This is a genomic window from Burkholderia sp. AU44665, from assembly GCF_030504405.1.
GTDB classification, from domain to species: Bacteria; Pseudomonadota; Gammaproteobacteria; order Burkholderiales; family Burkholderiaceae; genus Burkholderia; species Burkholderia semiarida.
On record NZ_JAUJRI010000003.1, the window covers coordinates 510,776 to 530,955 of the forward strand.

16 protein-coding genes are annotated in these 20,180 nt (G+C 68.6%); 11 read left to right on the forward strand and 5 right to left on the reverse strand.

Features of this window, described 5'->3' with window-relative positions; all coding sequences use genetic code 11:
• Positions 1-184: 184 nt before the first annotated feature.
• Complete coding sequence (locus tag QZM15_RS10825; protein ID WP_059641609.1) at positions 185-1,549, reverse strand: 2-hydroxycarboxylate transporter family protein; 1,365 nt, start codon at positions 1,547-1,549, stop codon at positions 185-187.
• Positions 1,550-1,983: 434 nt separating this feature from the next.
• Between QZM15_RS10825 and QZM15_RS10830 the strand changes: the two genes are divergently transcribed.
• Genes QZM15_RS10830 through QZM15_RS10855 form a run of 6 tightly spaced genes read left to right on the forward strand, consistent with a single transcriptional unit; the run spans position 1,984 to position 8,200 of the window.
• Positions 1,984-2,823: a MetQ/NlpA family ABC transporter substrate-binding protein gene (locus QZM15_RS10830; RefSeq protein WP_226233021.1), complete on the forward strand. Its 840-nt coding sequence runs from the start codon at positions 1,984-1,986 to the stop codon at positions 2,821-2,823.
• 10 nt (positions 2,824-2,833) lie between these two features.
• Entirely contained in the window at positions 2,834-4,246 is a 1,413-nt protein-coding gene (locus QZM15_RS10835) for an LLM class flavin-dependent oxidoreductase (protein ID WP_089465817.1), read from the forward strand.
• Positions 4,247-4,264: 18 nt separating this feature from the next.
• On the forward strand, positions 4,265-5,449 hold the full coding sequence (locus QZM15_RS10840; protein ID WP_302106350.1) for a methionine ABC transporter ATP-binding protein: 1,185 nt from the start codon (positions 4,265-4,267) through the stop codon (positions 5,447-5,449).
• Positions 5,442-6,098: a methionine ABC transporter permease gene (locus QZM15_RS10845; RefSeq protein ID WP_027781522.1), complete on the forward strand. Its 657-nt coding sequence runs from the start codon at positions 5,442-5,444 to the stop codon at positions 6,096-6,098. The genes QZM15_RS10840 and QZM15_RS10845 overlap by 8 nt, the downstream gene beginning before the upstream one ends.
• A gap of 51 nt (positions 6,099-6,149) precedes the next feature.
• Positions 6,150-6,992, forward strand: coding sequence for a hypothetical protein (locus QZM15_RS10850; protein WP_302106351.1), 843 nt, complete (start codon positions 6,150-6,152; stop codon positions 6,990-6,992).
• A complete protein-coding gene (locus QZM15_RS10855; protein ID WP_302106352.1) occupies positions 6,989-8,200 on the forward strand; it encodes an acyl-CoA dehydrogenase family protein in 1,212 nt (403 codons plus the stop codon). Before QZM15_RS10850 ends, QZM15_RS10855 begins: the two co-directional genes overlap by 4 nt.
• An 87-nt stretch (positions 8,201-8,287) precedes the next feature.
• On the opposite strand, the gene QZM15_RS10860 is transcribed toward QZM15_RS10855, so the two are convergent.
• Both QZM15_RS10860 and QZM15_RS10865 read right to left on the reverse strand, forming a co-directional pair.
• Positions 8,288-10,015, reverse strand: coding sequence for a YadA family autotransporter adhesin (locus QZM15_RS10860; protein ID WP_302106353.1), 1,728 nt, complete (start codon positions 10,013-10,015; stop codon positions 8,288-8,290).
• 531 nt (positions 10,016-10,546) lie between these two features.
• Positions 10,547-11,395, reverse strand: a complete 849-nt coding sequence (locus QZM15_RS10865) for a helix-turn-helix domain-containing protein (protein ID WP_059582096.1) — start codon at positions 11,393-11,395, stop codon at positions 10,547-10,549.
• Between the two features lie 264 nt (positions 11,396-11,659).
• Here QZM15_RS10865 and QZM15_RS10870 point away from each other — a divergent pair, with 264 nt between their 5' ends.
• Positions 11,660-12,613 carry a DUF2167 domain-containing protein gene (locus QZM15_RS10870; protein WP_302106354.1) on the forward strand — a complete coding sequence of 318 codons (954 nt, stop codon included), beginning with the start codon at positions 11,660-11,662 and terminating at the stop codon, positions 12,611-12,613.
• Positions 12,610-13,335, forward strand: a complete 726-nt coding sequence (locus QZM15_RS10875; RefSeq protein WP_059582102.1) for a site-2 protease family protein — start codon at positions 12,610-12,612, stop codon at positions 13,333-13,335. The genes QZM15_RS10870 and QZM15_RS10875 overlap by 4 nt, the downstream gene beginning before the upstream one ends.
• A gap of 63 nt (positions 13,336-13,398) precedes the next feature.
• Here QZM15_RS10875 and QZM15_RS10880 read toward each other — a convergent pair whose 3' ends face one another.
• Positions 13,399-14,787, reverse strand: coding sequence for an MFS transporter (locus tag QZM15_RS10880; RefSeq protein ID WP_124659162.1), 1,389 nt, complete (start codon positions 14,785-14,787; stop codon positions 13,399-13,401).
• A 248-nt stretch (positions 14,788-15,035) separates the two neighbouring features.
• On the opposite strand from QZM15_RS10880, the gene QZM15_RS10885 reads away from it, so the two are divergent.
• Both QZM15_RS10885 and QZM15_RS10890 read left to right on the forward strand, forming a co-directional pair.
• Entirely contained in the window at positions 15,036-16,613 is a 1,578-nt protein-coding gene (locus QZM15_RS10885) for an aldehyde dehydrogenase (NADP(+)) (RefSeq protein WP_302106355.1), read from the forward strand.
• 191 nt (positions 16,614-16,804) lie between these two features.
• Positions 16,805-17,359 (forward strand): hypothetical protein, encoded by a 555-nt coding sequence (locus QZM15_RS10890; RefSeq protein ID WP_059582110.1) that lies wholly within the window; start codon positions 16,805-16,807, stop codon positions 17,357-17,359.
• A gap of 115 nt (positions 17,360-17,474) precedes the next feature.
• On the opposite strand, the gene kdgD is transcribed toward QZM15_RS10890, so the two are convergent.
• Complete coding sequence (kdgD, locus tag QZM15_RS10895) at positions 17,475-18,389, reverse strand: 5-dehydro-4-deoxyglucarate dehydratase (protein ID WP_059582111.1); 915 nt, start codon at positions 18,387-18,389, stop codon at positions 17,475-17,477.
• A 228-nt stretch (positions 18,390-18,617) separates the two neighbouring features.
• On the opposite strand from kdgD, the gene garD reads away from it, so the two are divergent.
• Positions 18,618-20,171 (forward strand): galactarate dehydratase, encoded by a 1,554-nt coding sequence (gene garD / locus QZM15_RS10900; protein WP_059582114.1) that lies wholly within the window; start codon positions 18,618-18,620, stop codon positions 20,169-20,171.
• Positions 20,172-20,180: the final 9 nt, after the last annotated feature.

The window sequence follows — 20,180 nt, forward strand, 5'->3', positions numbered from 1 at the left end:
GCCCGTTACCCGTCGTCCGCCACCGGCCCTCCGCCACCGGCCCTCCGCCACCGGCCCTCCGCAACCGGCCGTCCGCCACCGGCCCTCCGCAACCGGCCCTCCCCGAACGACACGCGCCGCGCGCCGGCAGGGCCGGCGGCGGCGCGTGCGAAGCAGCCGGCGCGACGGTGCGCGCGGCCGCGCGTTATCCGAAGTGCGCGACCAGGATCAGCGTGACCGTGACGACGATCGCGCCGCCGATGCGGGTGGCGATCTGCGCGAACGGCATCAGCTGCATCCGGTTCGCGGCGGTCAGGATCGCGACGTCGCCGGTGCCGCCTTGCCCGCTGTGGCAGGCGTTCACGATTGCGGTGTCGATAGGGTACATCTTCAGCAGGCGGCCGACCACGAAACCGGTGCCCATCAGCGTCGCGACGGTCGACACGATCGTGACCACGTTGACGATCGTGAACGCGGCGGTCAGCTTGTCCCACGGCGTCATCGCGACGCCGATCGCGAACAGCAGCGGATACGTGACGGCGGTCGAGAAGAACTTGTAGACGACGAACGCGCCTTCCTGCAGCGGCGGCGACACCGCGCGCGCGAGCTTCACCAGCACCGCGAGGAACAGCATCGCGACCGGCGCGGGCAGGCCGAACAGCTTGTGCGCCATCAGGCCGACGAGATACAGCGTGATCGCGGTGATGCCGGCGCCCGCGATGTGCGTGACGTCGACGTGGCCGCGGATCTCCTCGTTCTCCGGCGTCATGTCGCCGCTTTCGCCGACCTGCAGGCGGCCGTTGCCGGTGAGATGCGGCAGGCGCTTGCCGAGCATGTCGAGCGCTCCCGACAGGATGATCGCGGTCAGGCTGCCGAGCATCACCGACGGGAGCACCATCGCGAACATCTCGCCCTGCGGCAGGTGCATCAGTTCCGAATAGCCGATCGACAGCGGAATCGCGCCTTCGCCGACGCCGCCCGCCATGATCGGCACGACGATGTACAGCAGCGTGTGGCGCGCGCCGAGGCCGAGCGCGGTGCCGACCGCCGTGCCGACGATCGCCGCGGCGACCGACCCGACGGCGAGCGGAACGAAGATCTTCACGAAGCCCTGGATCAGCACGCGGCGATCCATGCTCAGGATGCTGCCGACGATGATCGACGCGATGAACAGGTACAGGAAGTTGGTCGACTTGGTGAATTCGACCGTGAGGTTCAGCACCGGCTTCGGCAGCACGTGGTAGTACGTGAGCGCCGACGGCACGAAGGTCGCGAAGATCGCGGCCGCGCCGATGTTGCGCAGCAGCGGCAGGCGCTTGCCGAGTTCGGCGCAGGTGAAGCCGAAGAACGCGAGCACCGCGATCGCCATCGAGATCTCGCCGGGCACCTTGCCCGTCACCGCGAAGCCGACGATCAGCCCGAACAGGATCACGTAGATCGGCAGCGGAATGATGCCGATGCGGATTTCCATCAGCTTCCACCAGCCTTCCGGCCAGAAGCGTTCACGCGTGGCGGGACCGGCGGCGGCAATCGGTTCCGGATGGGACGGGGTGTGGATAGAGGTCTGCAAGACGTGTCTCCTGATGTTTGGAATGCCTGCATCGCTTCGCGGCATCGTGTGCCGTCTATTACGCAACCCCCGTGCCAGTATTCCGGCTTGCCGGAATATTTTTAATGCATTGATTCATAAGGGATTTGTTTCGTCTGCGGAAAGGGTTTTCCAGGCAGGCTGGCCGAGATTTCGGAATCGGCGCGGCGCTCAGGCCGAGATTTCGGCCTGGCGGCGGCCCGGGCGGCCGGCCACGCCAGCCGCCCGGGCCGCCGCCCGCCATATCGCCGCGCGCGATTTTCTTCGCACAATCGCTTCGTAGACCGCCCACCCGCCGCTCTCTATCATCGGCTGATCTTTTTCCGATGCGACGACGACTGTCCGGAGAACGCCCGCGCGTTCGCCGCGGCGTCGCTCATCCGTCGATACCGTCTTTGGACAGGAGAGTGGTTCCCATGCTGCATCCCGTATTTTCCGCCCGCTTTTCCGCCGGCCGTGTGGCCAGCCTGGCCCGCCTGCTGACGGCCGCGCTGCTCGGCGTCGTGCTGCTGAACGGCGCCCGTGCTGATACCGCGCCGCTGAAGGTGGGCATCTCGACCAGCCCGCAGATCGAGGCGCTGAAGATCGCCGCGAAGGAGGCGAAGGAGCAGGGCCTCGACGTGAAGATCGTCGAATTCACCGACTGGAATACGCCGAACGCGGCGCTCGCGAACAAGGACATCGACGTCAACTACTTCCAGCACATCCCGTTTCTCGAGAACGCGAAGAAGCAGGGCGGCTACAACTTCATCTCGATCGCGCCCGGTACGATCATGAAGATCGGCCTCTATTCGAAGAAGGTGAAAAGCTTCGCCGAGCTGAAGGACGGCGCGCGCGTCGCGATCGCGAACGATCCGGTCAACGGCGGGCGCGGGCTGTTGCTGCTGCAGCGCGCGGGGCTGATCACGCTGAAGCCGGGCGCCGACTACCGCGCGACGACGCACGACATCGTCGCCAACCCGAAGCACCTGAAGATCATTCCGCTCGAAGCGTCGCAGCTCGCGCGTTCGCTCGACGACGTCGATCTCGCGCAGGGCTACCCGAGCTTCATCAAGCTCGCCGGCACGACCGACCCGAACAGCGCGCTGCTGTTCGACGGCACCGAGAACAAGAACTTCGCGATCCAGTGGGTCGTGCGGCCCGAGAGCGCGAACGACGCGCGCATCCGCAAGTTCATCTCGATCTACCAACACTCGCCGGCGGTGCGCAAGGCGCTCGACAACGCGTTCGGCTCGCTGTACGCGATCGCGTGGTGACGGAGGCGGCATGACGACGGCGAACCGCAAGAAGATCCTGCTCAACGCGTTCAACATGAACTGCGTCGGGCACATCAACCACGGGCTGTGGACGCATCCGCGCGACCGCTCCGCGCACTACACCGATCTCGACTACTGGGCCGATCTCGCGAGGACGCTGGAGCGCGGCAAGTTCGACGGAATCTTTCTCGCGGACATCGTCGGCGTGTACGACGTGTTCGGCGGCGGGCCGGACGCCGCGCTGCGCGAGTCGGTGCAGGTGCCCGTCAACGATCCGCTGCTGCTCGTGCCGGCGATGGCGCAGGTCACGCGGCATCTCGGCTTCGGCGTGACCGCGAACCTGACCTATGAGCCGCCGTACCTGTTCGCGCGCCGCATGTCGACACTCGATCATCTGACGAAAGGGCGCGTGGGCTGGAACATCGTCACCGGCTACCTCGACAGCGCCGCGCGCGGGATGGGCCTTGCGCAGCAGATCGGCCACGACGACCGCTACGAGCGTGCCGACGACTACATGGACGTCGTCTACAAGCTGTGGGAACAGAGCTGGGACGACGACGCGGTGATTCGCGACGCCCAGGCGCGCGTGTTCGCGCAGCCGGGCAAGGTGCGGCGCGTGACGCACGACGGGCCGTTCTATTCGATCGATGCGATTCATCTGAGCGAACCGTCGCTGCAACGCACGCCGGTGCTGTACCAGGCCGGCTCGTCCGCGCGCGGCGTCGAGTTCGCGGGCCGTCACGCGGAATGCGTGTTCGTGAACGGGCAGAGCAAGGCCGCGGCGCGCGCGGCGGCGCTCGACATTCGCGCGGCCGCGGCGCGGCAGGGGCGCGACCCGGCGTCGATCAGGATCTTTGCCGGCGTGAGCGTCGTGACGGCCGAGACCGAATTGCTCGCTCGCGAAAAGTTCGACGAATACCGGCGCTACGCGAGCCCGGAAGCCGGCCTCGCGCATTTCGCGAGCTCGACCGGCATCGACTTCGCGAAGTACGGCCTCGACGAGCCGATCTCGTACGTGAAGACCGATTCGATCCAGTCGGCCGTCGACGCGATCTCGCGCAAGAGCACGACCGGCACGTGGACCGTGCGCCGGATGCTTGAACAGATGTCGCTCGGCGGCCGCTACGCGCCGATCGTCGGTTCGCCGTCGCAGGTCGCGGACGAGCTGCAGTCGTGGATCGACGAGACCGGCATCGACGGCTTCAACCTGACGCGCACCGTGATGCCCGAGTCGTTCGAGGATTTCGTCGACTGGGTCGTGCCCGAGCTGCAGAATCGCGGCGTCTACAAGGAAGACTACGATCCCGCGCCGACGCTGCGCGAGAAGCTGTTCGGCGCCGGCCCGCGCCTGCCCGCCTGGCACACCGGCGCGCGGCATCGGCCGGCGGCCGTGGCCGAACCCGCGCATCCCGCGCATGCCTGAACGTGATGGAGCGAAGCGATGACGCAATTGTTCGATACGCTGGGTTTCATCGAGGCGTCGGCCGTGCGGGCCGGGGGAGGCTGCGGTGCGGCGGCGCATGACGAAGCCGTGACGCCGGCCGACTGCGCGGCCGTGTCGCTGGAGCAGGTCGGCAAGGTATTCGCGACGCCGCGCGGCCAGGCGGCCGCGCTGCGCGACGTGACGCTCGATGTGCAGCGCGGCGAGGTGTTCGGGATCATCGGCCGCAGCGGCGCCGGCAAGTCGACGCTGCTGCGGCTCCTGAACGGCCTCGAACGGCCGAGCTCAGGCCGCGTGCGCGTGCAGGGCGTCGACGTCGGCGCGCTCGACGAGGACGGCCTCGTCGCGTTGCGGCGCCGCACCGGCATGGTGTTCCAGCATTTCAACCTGCTGTCCGCGAAGACGGTGTTCGAGAACGTCGCGCTGCCGCTGAAGATCGCCGGCGTGCCGAAGGCCGAGCGCGCGCGCAAGGTCGACGCGCTGCTCGATCTCGTCGGGCTCGCCGCGAAGCGCGACGCGTATCCGGCGAGCCTGTCGGGCGGGCAGAAGCAGCGCGTCGGCATCGCGCGGGCGCTCGTGCACGATCCGGAGGTGCTGCTGTGCGACGAAGCGACGTCGGCGCTCGATCCGGAAACCACGCAATCGATCCTCGCGCTGCTCGCCGACATCAACCGCCGCCTCGGTCTGACGATCGTGCTGATCACGCACGAGATGGAGGTGATCCGCGCGGTGTGCGACACGGTCGCGGTGATCGAACAGGGCGAAGTCGTCGAAACGGGCCCAGTGTGGCGCGTGTTCGGCGATCCGCGCCACGGCGCGACGCGCGCGCTGCTGAGCACGCTGCAGCATGACCTGCCGGCCGAACTGGCCGCGCGCGTGCGGCCGCTGCCCGAACAATTCGCGCTGCCCGACGGCGCCCGGATCGTGCTGGACGTCCGCTATACGGGCGAGAGCGGCGGCGAGCCGGACGTCGGCGCGCTCGCGGCGGCGCTCGGCGGCTCCGTGCGGTTCCTGCACGGCGGCATCGAAAGCATCCAGGGGCACGCGCAGGGGCGGCTCGTGATCGCCGCGACGCCGCGTGCGGATGACGCCGGCGCGTCGGCGGCGCACGGCGCGGCGGTCGCCGCGCTGCTCGAGCGCGCGCGCCGTCATGCGAATCATGCGGAGGTGCTCGGCTATGTTTGAGCTCTGGTGGCCCGAACTGCTCGACGCGATTCGCGACACGCTGTCGATGGTCGCCGCGTCGGCCGCGATCGCTGCGCTGATCGGCATCCCGCTCGCGGTGATCCTCGTGACCACCGCGCCCGGCGGCATCTACGCGCGGCGCGGCGTGAACGCGGTGCTCGGCGCGCTCGTCAACGTGTTCCGCTCGACGCCGTTCATCATCCTGCTGGTCGCGCTGCTGCCGTTCACGCGCGTGCTGATCGGCACGACGATCGGCGTGTGGGCGGCCGTCGTGCCGCTGTCGATCGCCGCGATCCCGTTCTTCGCGCGAATCGCCGAAGTGAGCCTGCGCGAAGTCGATCGCGGGCTGATCGAGGCCGCGCTCGCGATGGGTGCGAAGCGCCGCCACATCGTTTGGCACGTGCTGCTGCCGGAGGCGCTGCCCGGCATGCTCGGCGGCTTCACGATCACCGTCGTCGCGCTGATCGGCTCGACCGCGATGGCGGGCGCCGTCGGCGCGGGCGGCCTCGGCGATCTCGCGATCCGCTATGGCTATCAACGTTTCGACACCACCGTCATGGCGACCGTGATCGTGATCCTGATCGCGCTCGTCTCGGCCGTGCAAATCACGGGCGACCGCCTGGTCCGACGCGTGACCCGGCGTACCTGAGCGACGCCACGAGCGTCCGCTCGTTTCATTCCTGATCCTGAGAGAAAAAACATGACCTTGCCCATCGGCGCGCCGCGCGAATGGAACGGACAATTCGAGGAAGCACTGTTTCTGGAGGTGGCGCGACGCCATCGTCCGGACTTCCCCGACAAACTCGCGACGCCGCCGCGCGAGCCGCGCGACGACGACGAACGGGCCGCCGTCGCCGAGTACTACACGAAGATGGCGTCGCACGATCTCTTCATCGTGCAGGTCGTCGCGAAGGCGATCGACACGCTGTTCCGCGACGATCCGCATTTCCAGCTGATTTTGTCGCGCCAGCTCGGCGACGACGGCGCGCACGCGGTGATCGGCCGCGAGCGCGTAACCGAACTCACCGGGCGCGATCCGCTGCCGGAAGTCGACCGGCTCGTCGCCGCGCACTGGGCGCGCATCGGCGACATCGCGGTGCGCGACGTCGCGGGCTTTCTCGCGTTCGAATGGCATTACGAGCTGCACATCCTCGCGAAGCTGTGGATCCAGCGCAAGACGGGGCGTATCGGCGACAGCGCGATGCGCGAGCACGGCGAGAACCGGATCCGGCCGGACGAGGAATGGCATCGCGTGCAGATCGTCCAGTGGTGGTTCGACACGCTGCACGCGCTTGCGCCCGCCGAGCGCGACGCGCTGATCGATCGCGTGATCGCGGCCGACGAGGAAACCCAGGCGCGGCTCGACGGCTATCTGCACGACGAGTACGCGCATACCGCACTGGTATTCGGCGCGGATATCGCGGAATATCGTGCGATCTACGACGACTGGCGGCGCGAGATCCTGTCGCGGCTGACCGGCCGCCGGCTCGGCGCGCTCGTACCGCTGTCGGGCGAAACCGTTGAACAGGAAGCTGTCGCATGAACGATCCACGCGGCCCGGCGACGCTGGCGCCGGATACCGATACACCGGCCGTCGACCGCGCTGCGCTGGCCCGCGCGATCGACGCGCTGCGCGTGAGCGCCGCCGAGCGCGACCGCGCGGGCGGTCATGCCGCGCGGGAGAAGCAGTGGCTCGCCGACGCGGGCCTGCTGACGCTCGCGGTGCCGCGCGCGTTCGGCGGACAGGAAGCGGCGTGGCCGGCGATCTACGACGTGATCCGGCAGGTCGCGCGGGTCGACAGCGCGCTCGCGCATCTCGTCGGCTTTCAGTGCCTGCAGGTGGTGAGCGTCGACGTATGGGGCAACGCCGCGCAGCGCGAGCGCTACCTGCGCGGCACGGTGGACGGGCGCTGGTGGTGGGGCAACGCGGTCAATCCGCTCGACACGCGGCTCGTGGCCACCGCGACGCCCGACGGCGGCTACCGGCTCGACGGCGTGAAGGGCTTCTGTTCCGGCACGCGCGGCTCGCATCGGATGACGGTGTCCGCGCACGATCCGGCCATCGGCCGCACCGTGTTCGGCGTGGTGCCGACCGATCGGGCCGGAATCACGGTCAACGACGACTGGGATCCGGTCGGCCAGCGCCAGACCGACAGCGGCAGCGTGCGCTTCGACGGCGTGACGCTCGCGGCGGACGAAGTGCTGCATCGCTCGGAAGCGCCGCCGACGCCGCGCGCGACATTGCGCACGCTCGTGTCGCAGCTCGTGCTGACCAACCTGTTCGTCGGTCTGGCGGAAGGCGCGCTGGCCGAGGCGCGCGACTACGTGCGGCAGCATGGCCGCCCGTGGGTTCATTCGGACGTCGAGCGGGCCGAAGACGATCCGTACACGCTGCAGCGCTTCGGCGACATGCGTGTGCGTGCGATCGCCGCGGCGGCGCTGGCCGATCGCGCGGCCGTCGCGTTGCAGCACGCATGGGCGCGGCAGGATGCGCTGACAACCGACGAACGCGCCGAAGTCGCGCTCGCGGTATCCGAAGCGAAGATCGTCGCGCAGCGCGCGGCGCTCGACAACGGCGAGGCGCTGTTCGACGCATGCGGCGCGCGCGCGACGGCCGCGTCGCTGGGCCTCGACCGCTTCTGGCGGAACGCGCGCACGCATACGCTGCACGATCCGCTCGACTACCGCCTGCGCGATGTGGGCCGGTTCGCGCTGACCGCGGAATTGCCGCAGGCGTCGCTCTATACGTGAAGGCGGCCCGCCCTCTGCGCCGTGGCGCCGATGGCGGGCCGTCCCGCGTCAGGGGCACCGCCCTGACGCGTCGTTGTCGCAAGCCGATTACCAGCGGTAGCCGACGCCCGCCCCCGCGCCGAACGAGCCGTGCCCCGACACCGCCGTCGTGACCGAGCCCTTGACGAGCCATTTCGCCGTCGCGACGGACAAGCCGACCGCCATCGCGCTTTGACCGCCGTACGTGCCGCCGCCGAGCGCGACGACCTTCTCGCCCGGCAGCACGGCTTGCGGCAGGTTCGCCATGGCGATCGCGCTTGCCGTGCCCGCATTCGCGTCCTTGCGGTACTTCGACATTTCCTCGCGCACGGAGTTGATCGCACCGTTCAACTGGCGCATGTTCACGCCGTCCGTCGGTGCGGTGCCGTCCGCCACGTTGGTCAACTGGCGCTCGGCTCCGGGCGAGCCGATCGACACCGTGTTGTCCCGATCGGCAACCGAATTCGCGCCCAGCGCCACGGCGTTGTTCGCGGTGGCCCGGCTGTTCGTGCCGATCGCGGTCGAATCCGTGCCGGACACGTTCGAGCCCGTGCCGATCGCCGTTCCGTTCGCCGCCGTGACTTTCGAATTCGTGCCAATGGCCGTTCCGTTCGTTGCGGTGACCGTGGCGTTGACGCCGACAGCCGTACCGTTGTCGCCCGAGACGTTCGAGCCGTTGCCGACCGCGGTGCCGTTCGTCGCGGTGACCGACGTATTCGTGCCGATCGCGGTGTCGGTCGGGTTCGTCACCGTGCCGCCCGGGACGCTCGACGAGATCTTGCCGACGGTCGTCGTGAGATTGGCCAGGTCCGCCGTCAGCGTCGACACCTGATTGGCGATCGAGAAGAGCTGCGAGCCGTTCACCGCATCGGTGCTGGTCGCGCTGATGGCGCCAGCCGCGACGTTGACGATCTGACGCTCGGCACCCGCGCTGCCGACGCTGACCACACCGACCGGCGTGCCCGCGAAGCCGCTGTAGGTCACGCCGTTGAGCGCCACGCTGTTGACGGTCGTATAGGCGCGCGTGGTCGCGTTCGCGCCCAGCGCGACGGAGTTCGCGTCGGCGGCGTTCGCCCCTTCGCCGATGGCGACCGCGTTCACGGCGGAGGCCGTCGCACGGGCAATGGCGACGCTGCCGGTCGCGGATGCCGAGCTGTCGACACCGAGCGCGACCGCATCGGCCGCGCCGGCATTGGCCTGGAAGCCGAGAGCCGTACCGCCTGCGGCAATGCTGCCCTTGCCCACGGCCGTCGAGAACGTCGCGGTGGCGCTCGCGCCTTGCCCGACCGCTGTCGACTGGTCGACGGCGAATGCGCCCTGACCGAAGGCGGACGCCGTGGCGCCGTTCGCGATGGCGCCGTTGCCGACCGCCGTTGCCTGAGTGCCGACTGCGCTCGAAGCCGTTCCGATCGCCGTCGCCTGGTCGCCGGTCGCCACGGCGTTTCCGCCGACGGCCGTCGCGAACGTACCGGTCGCGGCCGCCATGCGGCCGATCGCGACGGTCTCGCTATAGGCGCCGGTCGACGAGCCCGAATTCGCGACGGCCGCCGTGCCGATCGCGACGTTGTCGCAGCCGGTTGCCGCGGCCGGATACGTGCTGCTGCCCGAAATGGCGATGTTGCCGACGCAGCCCGCGGACGTTTCGGTCGACGTGCCGTTCTGCACATAGTCGGCTCGCGCGGGCGCGGAAGCGGCAAATGCGGCCACGGCTGCGCTGACCGTGACGGCAAGCGCGACCTTCGATTTGCGCGGTGCGCGTTGTACGGAATTTCCCAACCCTTGATGATGCGTGTTCATTCGTTTTCCTGAGCTCGATGTAAAAATCGTGTTGTGGCTTGCATGGCCCCCGCTCGCCATCCCCGTTGCATCGATTCGTTCGTGTCTCTTTCGTGACGAATATCGATTTTTCGATCTGTAAAAATGAAAGGTCTACTAACGAAATTTAACCTTCGTCGGTCTCGACGCGACGGGAGCCGGGCGCGGATTACGGCGACTTGCTTGTTTCCGTCACGGCTGTGTCAAAACTTCGCGAATCCGAAGTCCGGATCGCGACGACGCATTTTGATGGATTCGAGTCGTGCGCATGTTTGCCGCGGCGGCTGAACGCTATGCTTCGGCAGACACTCGTCGAGTGGGGGCGTGATGAGGCAGTGAGCGATCACCGGCGCCGGGCAGCCGGGTTGCCGACCATCACGCGCTCGCTGGCGAGGAAGAGGAGGCGGCGACGCTGCCTGATGCATGTGCTCGCGCCGGCGGCGGCACCGGCCTGCGCTTGCCGGTGGTCCACATGAAGACGGGATCCGTGCGACGCGCTGCGTTGTCGGCGCGTCACTGCGCCGGCAACGCGTCCGCCAGCGCCCGCATCGCGTCCACCGTTTCCGGGTTCGCCGGAAAGAACGCCTCGATCGCGAGTTCCGACAGCGTCACGTCGACCGGCGTGCCGAATACCGTCGTCGTGCTGAAGAAGGTCAGCTCGCCGTTCGCCGTGCGTAGCCGCAGCGGCACGGCGATATCCGCGAAATCGGTGCGTGCGTGCGAATCGTCGGGCTGGCCGGCCGGCGCCGGATACGCGGCGAGCTCGTCGCGCAGCGCATGCAGCGTGCGGTCGCCGCTTGCGTCGATCTGCCGCTGCAGCCGATGCAGGATATGCGCGCGCCATTCGTGCCAGTTGACGATCCGCGAGGCGAGACCGTCGGGATGCAGGCTCAGTCGCAACACATTCACGGGCGGCTGCAGCAGCGCCGGATCGGCCTGCGCGACCAGCGCGCCGAGCATCCGGTTCGCGGCGAGCAGCGTCCAGTGGCGATCCACCGCAAGCGCGGGGTAGGGCTCGTGGCCGCGCAGCACGGCTTCGACCGCGTGGCGCGCGGCATCGAGCTGTGGATCGGAGAACGGCCGCTCGCGAAACAGCGGTGCATAGCCGGCCGCGACGAGCAGCGCATTGCGTTCGCGCAGCGGCACGTCGAGGCGCTCCGCGAGGTGCAGCACCATCTCGCGGCTCGGCTGCGCGCGGCCCGATTCGACGAAGCTCAGGTGTCGCGCGGATACGTCCGCCTCCAGCGCGAGCGCCATCTGGCTCAAGCGCCTGCGTTGACGCCACGTGCGCAGCAGCGGGCCGATGCCGGATACGCGGCCGGCGGACGGGGGAAGCGAATGGAGGGCGGCGGTCGAGTTCATGGTGGAGATGATAGGCAATCCTGCGCGCGTCGGGCATTACCCGGCAGGTAAGCATTTCAGGCCGGCGTGCTTCGCCGCTTGAATCGATTCCGCCGGCTGTCGCCGTGGCCTCCCGCCCGCCCCGCATTTCGCTCCCTGGCGCGTCGCGCCGCTGCGTTACCATAGCCCCCGTGCCACCTGAGAGGCGGCGCCGGACCCGCGGCCACGATGCCAGGGCCGGACGCCGCGCACATCGACAACAAGGCATTCCAGGGGAATCCAACAATGAAAAAACTTGCCGTCCGGCTCGCCTGCGTGGCGACGCTCGCCCTCGCCGCCACTAGCGGCCACGCGCAGACCGAAGCCGCGCAGGTCGAAATGAGGGCCGCCGCCGCGGCCGCCAACGAAGCGGTCGTGAAGGGGCCGACCGACATCGACGTGAAACACGAAGCCGTGCTGAAGCTGAAGGCCGGCGAATCGTTCGTGCCGGCCGCCGAAGCCGGCCGCTACCTGCGCTCGATGGGCAACGCGATCGACGAATCGAAGCTGGTCGGCCTCGTGCTGCCCGACGATCCGGACGCCGACTGGATCTCGGTCGTGTCGTTCGAGCCGAGCGGCTACATCCGCGACGACGACGCGAAGGACTGGAAGCCCGACGAGCTGCTGAAAAGCCTGCAGGCCGGCACCGAGGAAAACAACCCGGCGCGCAAGGCGCGCGGCCTGCCCGAAACCGAGGTGGTCGGCTGGGCGAAGGCGCCCGCGTACGACGCGGCCACGCACCGGCTCGTGTGGTCCGCGATCATCCGCGAGAAAGGCGCGGCGCCGAATGCGGGGACCGACGGCGTGAACTACCGGACGCTCGTGCTCGGCCGCGACGGCTACCTGTCGCTGACGATGGCGTCGACGCTCGCCGACCTGCCGAAGTACAAGGCGTCGGCCGACGCGCTGCTGTCGAACATCCGCTTCAACGACGGCAAGCGTTACGCTGACTTCAACCAGTCGACCGACCACGTCGCCGAGTACGGGCTCGCGGCGCTGATCGTCGGCGTCGGCGCGAAGAAGCTCGGGCTGCTCGCGCTGATCGGCGCGTTCGCGGTGAAGTTCTTCAAGGTCGGCGCGGTCGCGCTGCTGGCCGGCGGCGCGGCGCTCAAGCGTTTCTTCGGGCGCAAGCCGAAGGCGGCCGCGATGCCGGCCGTCGCCGACGCATCCGACGCGGCCGCCACGGAGCGCAAGGAATGACGAAGCTGCTGCTGCTGATCTTCGGCGGCCTGAAGCTCGGCAAGGTGCTCGTATCGGCCGGCACGATGCTCGCGTCGGTCGCGGTCTATGCGCTGTTCTACGGCTGGCGCTTCGCGGCCGGTTTCGTCGCGTTGCTGCTGGTGCACGAAGCCGGCCACTACGTCGCCGCGCAGCGGCGCGGGCTCGACGTCGGGCTGCCGACCTTCATCCCGTTCGTCGGCGCGTGGATCGAGTTGAAGGCGATGCCGCACGACGCGGAAACGGAAGCGTACGTCGGCCTTGCCGGGCCGTTCGTCGGCACGCTCGGCGCGCTGGCGTGCTACGCGGCCGCGCGCCACACCGACAGCAACCTGCTGCTCGCGCTGTCGTACACGGGTTTCTTCCTCAATCTGTTCAACATGATTCCGCTGTCGCCGTTCGACGGCGGGCGGATCACCGCGGTGCTGTCGCCGCGCATCTGGTTCGCGGGCGTACCGGTGTTGATCGCGCTGTTCGCGTATCGGCCGAGCCCGCTGCTGATCGTGATGGCGATCCTCGCGCTGCCTCAGCTGAGGCGCGCGTGGCGCTACGATCCCGACGCGCCGGAGAACCGCGTGTACTACGCGACGTCGATCGAGACGAAGACGACCTACGCGCTCTGCTACGTCGGCCTGGTCGCGTTCCTCGCGCTGATGACGTCCGGCGTGCACGACATGCTGCGCGCCGTGCACGCGTCGACCTGACGTGGATCCGATGCAAAAATGGCGGCCGCTGTTACGCGGCCGCCTCTTTCCCGAGGTCGAGCCTCACGCGTCGCGATGACGCAGTTCGACGCGCTTGATGTCCTTCACGATCACGAGATAGCTGAACACGGTAACGAGCGCGTTCAGCCCGACGAACACGAGTGCGCCGTTGAACGAGCCGCTCGCGCCGACGAGATAGCCGATCGCGATCGGCGCGACGATGCCCGCCGTGTTGCCGAACATGTTGAACAGGCTGCCCGACAGGCCGATCGCTTCCTTCGGCGCGGTATCCGCGACGACGGCCCAGCCGAGCGAGCCGATCCCCTTGCCGAAGAACGACACGGCCATCAGCGTGATCACCAGCGCTTCGCTGTCGACGTAGTTGCAGCCGATGATCGCCATTGACAGCGCCATCCCGCCGACGATCGGGATCTTGCGCGCGAGCGTCAGCGAGACGCCGCGGCGGATCAGCGCATCCGACAGCATCCCGCCGAGCACGCCGCCGAGGAACCCGCAGATCGCCGGCAGCGACGTCATGAAGCCGGCCTTCAGCAGCGACATCCCGCGCGCCTGCACGAGGTAGATCGGGAACCAGGTGAGGAAGAAGTACGTGAGCACGTTCACGCAGTACTGGCCGAGGTACACGCCGATCAGCATCCGGTTCGACAGCAACTGGCGCACGTAGTACCAGCCCGCCACGCGGCTGCCTTCGGAAGCGCCGCCGCCGCGCGCGCCGGCGGGCTGGCCGCTCGACCGCACGAGCCCGCCGCCCTGCTCGATATGGTCGAGTTCCGCGCGGTTCACGGCCGGATGGTCGGCCGGGTCCTTCACGACACGCAGCCACAGGAACGCGAGCGCGATGCCGGCCACGCCGAGCCACAGGTACACCTGGTGCCAGCCGTACGCATGCGTGAGCCAGGCCATCAGCGGCGAGAACACCACGGCCGCGAAGTACTGCGCGGCGTTGAAGATCGCCGACGCGGTGCCGCGCTCGGCGGTCGGGAACCAGCTCGCGACGACCTTCGCGTTCGCCGGAAACGCGGGGGCCTCCGCGATGCCGACCGCGAAGCGCATCGCGAACAGCGCGGCGACCGCGAACGCGGCGCTGCCGCCGAGGCCGATCGTGCTCTGCAGCAGCGTGAACGCCGACCACAGGAAGATGCTCGCCGCATACACGCGCCGCGCGCCGAAGCGGTCGAGCAGCCAGCCGCTCGGCAGTTGCGCGAGCACGTACGCCCAGCTGAACGCCGAAAAGATGTAGCCCATCGTCACCGGGTCGATGCCGAACGCCTTGCGGATCGGCGTGCCGGTGATCGACAGCGTCGCGCGATCCGCATAGTTGAGCGTCGTGACGACGAACAGCATCGCCAGGATCCAGTAGCGCACGGCGGTCCGGCGCGCGGTGCGCGCGAGATCGAGCGGAAGATCGCGAGGGGAGGTCTGATTGTTCACTTTAAATGTACGTCGTCGTATGACATGGCCGAAAGTTTATTGACGATGGCCGAATTCAGAAACCTCGGGTTTTCCCTCTGAAGGCCTCGTCACAATGTGGGAAAGTCGTGATTCGCTGGCCGGACAAGGCCGGCGGAGTGTATCGTCGGCGCGTTCGCAGGCGGCGTGAACGATGTCATGATGTCGGCAGACATCGTATCTGTTGCGCTACAATGCGCTATCCATTCCCGAACCACGGAGCACACCCCATGCAACTGACAGGAGAGATGCTGATCGGCGCCGAAGCGGTGGCCGGCTCGGCCGGCACCTTGCACGCGTTCGATCCGACGAAGGGCGCGCCGATCGAGGCCCCGGCGTTCGGCGTCGCGACGCAGGCCGACGTCGACCGCGCGTGCGAGCTCGCACGCGACGCGTTCGATGCGTACCGCACGCAGCCGCTCGCGGCCCGCGCGGCGTTTCTCGAAGCGATCGCCGATGAAATCGTCGCGCTCGGCGACGCGCTGATCGAGCGCGCGCACGCCGAAACGGGGCTGCCCGTCGCGCGGCTGCAGGGCGAGCGCGGCCGCACCGTCGGCCAGCTTCGGCTGTTCGCACGCGTCGTGCGCGACGGGCGCTTCCTTGCCGCGTCGATCGACCCCGCGCAGCCCGCGCGCACGCCGCTGCCGCGCTCCGACCTGCGCCTGCAGAAGGTCGCGCTGGGGCCCGTCGCCGTGTTCGGCGCGAGCAATTTCCCGCTCGCGTTCTCGGTGGCCGGCGGCGACACCGCGTCGGCGCTCGCGGCCGGCTGCCCGGTGATCGTGAAAGCCCATGAAGCGCATCTCGGCACGTCCGAACTGGTCGGCCGCGCGATCCGCGCCGCCGTCGCGAAAACCGGCATGCCGGCCGGCGTGTTCTCGCTGCTGATCGGCCCCGGCCGCGTGACCGGCGCGGCGCTGGTCAGCCATCCGGCGATCCAGGCCGTCGGTTTCACCGGTTCGCGGCAGGGCGGGATGGCGCTCGTGCAGCTTGCGAACGCGCGTCCGCAGCCGATTCCGGTCTATGCGGAAATGAGCAGCATCAACCCCGTCGTGCTGTTCCCGGCCGCGCTGGCCGCGCGCGGCGACGCGATCGCGACGGGCTTCGTCGATTCGCTGACGCTCGGCGTCGGCCAGTTCTGCACCAATCCGGGCCTCGTGCTCGCGATCGACGGCCCCGATCTCGACCGCTTCGAGACGGCCGCCGCGCAGGCGCTCGCGAAGAAGCCGGCCGGCGTGATGCTCACGCCGGGCATCGCCGATGCGTACCGCAACGGGCGCGGCAAGCTGGCCGAACTGCCGGGCGTGCGCGAAATCGGCGCGGGCGAGGCCGCGCAGAGTCACTGCCAGGCCGGCGGCGCGCTGTACGAAGTCGGCGCGCAGGCGTTCCTGGCCGAGCCGGCGTTCGGCCACGAAGTGTTCGGGCCGGCGTCGCTGATCGTGCGCTGCCGCGATCTCGACGAAGTCGCGCGCGTGCTCGACGCGCTCGAAGGCCAGTTGACGGCCACGCTGCAAGTCGACGCCGACGACAAGCCGCTCGCGCGCCGGCTGCTGCCGATCCTCGAACGCAAGGCCGGGCGCCTGCTGGTCAACGGCTACCCGACCGGCGTCGAGGTGTGCGACGCGATGGTGCACGGCGGGCCGTTCCCCGCGACGTCGAACCCGGCCGTCACGTCGGTCGGCGCGACCGCGATCGAGCGTTTCCTGCGGCCCGTGTGCTATCAGGATTTCCCGGACGACCTGCTGCCCGAAGCGCTGCAGGAAGGCAATCCGCTCGCGATTCCGCGGCTGCGGGACGGCAAGGCCGAGTGACGTGGCGGCGGTCCGGCGGGAACGCCGGGCTGCTTGCCGGATGGACGAAAGCGGAGGCGGCCGGTGGCCGTCTCCGCTTTTTTTCGGGGTGGCTTTCCTGTCGCCGGCAATTCTCCTACAGTAGCGAAGCCCCGGGCCGTCCGGCCCGCGGGCGAGCCTGAGAGATCACAAGACCAACGAGGAACCATCCGATGAATATCAGCAAGCGTGGCGACCACCTGTTCGCGGCCGGGTTGTGGAAAGCGATCGGCGACGTCGCGAAATCGGTCCGTACCCAGATCGGCGAATACAGCGAAGGGCGCGTGCTGGCCGACGCGCTGTTCGCGCTGCAGCGCGAGCTGGGCGGCAGCGAATTCGACGTGACGATCAACCAGGGGCGGCCCGTGGCGGGTTCCGATCCGCATTCGTTGATCTTCGGCAGGGCCGTCGAGCGTTTCAGGTACGACATGGAGGCGGTGGTGTTCGCGCTGAAGCACCGCCGCAGCATCGACGGGCCGAACGGCGCGCAGCGCGCCGACGCACTCACGCAGGCCAACACGCATCTCGCGACCGCGAAGCAGTACGCGATGTTCACGGTCGGGCGGTTCTTCGATGCGGTCGTCGACCGCGACGTGCTGGAACAGATCGTGGGCGCCGAGTCGCCGGCGCGCGGCCGGCCGGTTGCCGCGCGCAAGGGGATCGACGAGACGCAGCGCACGCTTGCCGGCGTGCGCCAGCGGATCATCGGCGCGATCGCGCAGATGTAATGGAATGGCCGCGCTGGCTCGTCGAGCCGCGCGGCCATCGCGTGATACGGATACGGATCAGCGCGGAGCCGGCGCGCCGTGCCGATGAAGGGCCCGCGCCGCCGGCGAACCCCGCTTACTGCGGGCCCATCTTCTTGATCAGCACGTCGAGCTCGGCCGCCTCTTCGTCGGTCAGGTCGACGAGCGGTGCGCGCACCGGGCCCGCGTCGTGGCCGACGAGCTTCGCGCCGGCCTTCACGATGCTGACCGCGTAGCCTGCGCGGCGATTGCGGATCTTCAGGTACGGCAGGAAGAACTCGTCGATCAGGCGGCCGACCGTTTCGTGGTCGTCCTTCGCGATCGCTTCGTAGAAAGCCATCGCCGTCTTCGGGATGAAGTTGAACACCGCCGACGAGTACACCGGCACGCCGAGCGCCTTGTACGCGGCCGCATAGACTTCGGCCGTCGGCAGGCCGCCGAGGTACGCGAAACGATCGCCGAGGCGGCGGCGGATGGTGACCATGCTTTCGATTTCGCCGACGCCGTCCTTGAAGCCGATCAGGTTCGGGCAACGGTCGGCGAGGCGCTCGAGCATGTCCGCATTCAGCTTCGAATTCGCGCGGTTGTACACCACCACGCCGATCTTCAGCGCGCGGCAGACCTGCTCGACGTGCTCGGCGATCCCTTCCTGGCTGGCTTCGGTCAGGTAGTGCGGCATCAGCAGCACGCCGCTCGCGCCGAGGCGCTCGGCTTCCTGCGCATATTCAATCGCGACGCGCGTCGCGCCGCCCGCACCGGCGAGGATCGGCACCTTGCCCTTGCAGGTTTCCGTCGCGACGCGGATCACGTCCGAGTACTCGCGCTGCGTGAGCGAGAAGAATTCGCCGGTGCCGCCGGCCGCGAACAGCGCGCTCGCGCCATAAGGCGCCAGCCATTCGAGACGCTCGGCATAGGTGGACGGACGGAAGCTGCCGTCGGCGTCGAAATCCGTCAGCGGAAACGACAGCAGGCCGTGGGAGATGATCTGTTTGAGTTCTTGCGGTGAAGTCATGGTTGGGTCGTCCGTCTAGCGCGAGTGCTGGTTCGTCGGGAACGGCATACGAGCCGAAGTGGCGATGTCGTTGTATGTCATCGTACAACGCAAGAAAGCACGGCGCAAGCGGTTTGCTGACTGGCAAAGAGTAGGGTCTTTCCGGATAAGGGTTTACGTAGCATCGTGGAATGCGGTTGAATGTCATATGATGACTAACGATATCGCAGACTGCTTCCAGGAATTCCGATGACTGCTTCCCCTCTCTACATCCGCGTGCATGCGGACGACAACGTCGCGATCGTCGTCAACGACGGCGGTTTGCCCGAAGGCGCGACGTTCGCCGACGGGCTGACGCTGCGCGAAGGCGTGCCGCAGGGGCACAAGGTCGCGCTCGTCGACCTCGCGGCCGGCGACCCGGTCATTCGCTACAACGTGGTGATCGGCTATGCGCTGACCGACCTGCGGCGCGGTAGCTGGGTCAACGAGCGCACGATGCGCATGCCCGAGCCGCCGGGGCTCGACGACCTGCCGCTCGCCACGCGCGCCGCGCCGCCGCTCGAGCCGCTCGAAGGCTATACGTTCGAGGGTTTCCGCAATGCCGACGGCTCGGTCGGCACGCGCAACATCCTCGCGATCACGACGACCGTGCAGTGCGTGTCGGGCGTCGTCGAGCACGCGGTGAAGCGGATCAAGGACGAACTGCTGCCGCGCTACCCGAACGTCGACGACGTGGTCGGGCTCGAGCATACGTACGGCTGTGGCGTCGCGATCGATGCGCCCGACGCCGACATCCCGATCCGCACGCTGCGCAACATCAGCCTGAACCCGAACTTCGGCGGCGAGGTGATGACGGTGAGCCTCGGCTGCGAGAAGCTGCAGCCCGAGCGCCTGCTGCCGCCGGGCGCGATTCCGGTGGCCGCCGACGGCGCGAGCGACAACGGCGGCGTCGTCTGCCTGCAGGACGCCGCGCACGTCGGCTTCAACTCGATGATCGACTCGATCATGAAGATGGCCGAATCGCATCTCGAGCGGCTCAACCGCCGCCGCCGCGAGACGTGCCCCGCGTCGGATCTCGTCGTCGGCGTGCAGTGCGGCGGCAGCGACGCGTTCTCGGGGCTCACCGCGAACCCGGCGGTCGGCTTCGCGGCCGACCTGCTCGTGCGCGCGGGCGCGACGATCATGTTCTCGGAAGTGACCGAAGTGCGCGACGGCGTCGCGCAGCTCACGTCGCGCGCGGCGAACGAGACGGTCGCCCGCGAGATCATTCGCGAGATGGACTGGTACGACCGCTATCTGGCGCGCGGCCGTGTCGACCGCAGCGCGAACACGACGCCGGGCAACAAGAAGGGCGGCCTGTCGAACATCGTCGAGAAGGCGATGGGATCAATCGTGAAGTCGGGCAGCGCGCCGATCGCCGGCGTCGTGCGCCCCGGCGATCGTGCACGGCAGAAGGGGCTGCTGTATGCGGCGACGCCCGCGAGCGACTTCATCTGCGGCACGCTGCAGCTCGCGGCGGGGATGAACCTGCACATCTTCACGACCGGCCGCGGCACGCCGTACGGCCTCGCGCAGGTGCCGGTGATCAAGGTGGCGACGCGCAGCGATCTCGCGCGCCGCTGGCACGACCTGATGGATCTCGATGCGGGGCGGATCGCGACCGGCACGGCGACGATCGAGGACATGGGCTGGGAACTGTTCCGGCTGATGCTCGACGTCGCGAGCGGCAAGCGCCGCACGTGGGCCGAGCAATGGAAGCTCGCGAATGCGCTGACGCTGTTCAATCCGGCGCCGGTGACCTGACGCGCGCGG

Excerpts from the sequence above, each read along its gene's own strand:
- QZM15_RS10870 (WP_302106354.1), top strand. The coding sequence starts at position 11,660 with ATGAAAAAACTTGCCGTCCGGCTCGCCTGCGTGGCGACGCTCGCCCTC.
- garD (WP_059582114.1), top strand. The coding sequence starts at position 18,618 with ATGACTGCTTCCCCTCTCTACATCCGCGTGCATGCGGACGACAACGTC.
- kdgD (WP_059582111.1), bottom strand. The coding sequence starts at position 18,389 with ATGACTTCACCGCAAGAACTCAAACAGATCATCTCCCACGGCCTGCTG.
- QZM15_RS10860 (WP_302106353.1), bottom strand. The coding sequence starts at position 10,015 with ATGAACACGCATCATCAAGGGTTGGGAAATTCCGTACAACGCGCACCG.
- QZM15_RS10830 (WP_226233021.1), top strand. The coding sequence starts at position 1,984 with ATGCTGCATCCCGTATTTTCCGCCCGCTTTTCCGCCGGCCGTGTGGCC.
- QZM15_RS10840 (WP_302106350.1), top strand. The coding sequence starts at position 4,265 with ATGACGCAATTGTTCGATACGCTGGGTTTCATCGAGGCGTCGGCCGTG.
- QZM15_RS10885 (WP_302106355.1), top strand. The coding sequence starts at position 15,036 with ATGCAACTGACAGGAGAGATGCTGATCGGCGCCGAAGCGGTGGCCGGC.
- QZM15_RS10855 (WP_302106352.1), top strand. The coding sequence starts at position 6,989 with ATGAACGATCCACGCGGCCCGGCGACGCTGGCGCCGGATACCGATACA.
- QZM15_RS10890 (WP_059582110.1), top strand. The coding sequence starts at position 16,805 with ATGAATATCAGCAAGCGTGGCGACCACCTGTTCGCGGCCGGGTTGTGG.
- QZM15_RS10845 (WP_027781522.1), top strand. The coding sequence starts at position 5,442 with ATGTTTGAGCTCTGGTGGCCCGAACTGCTCGACGCGATTCGCGACACG.
- QZM15_RS10865 (WP_059582096.1), bottom strand. The coding sequence starts at position 11,395 with ATGAACTCGACCGCCGCCCTCCATTCGCTTCCCCCGTCCGCCGGCCGC.
- QZM15_RS10875 (WP_059582102.1), top strand. The coding sequence starts at position 12,610 with ATGACGAAGCTGCTGCTGCTGATCTTCGGCGGCCTGAAGCTCGGCAAG.
- QZM15_RS10850 (WP_302106351.1), top strand. The coding sequence starts at position 6,150 with ATGACCTTGCCCATCGGCGCGCCGCGCGAATGGAACGGACAATTCGAG.
- QZM15_RS10835 (WP_089465817.1), top strand. The coding sequence starts at position 2,834 with ATGACGACGGCGAACCGCAAGAAGATCCTGCTCAACGCGTTCAACATG.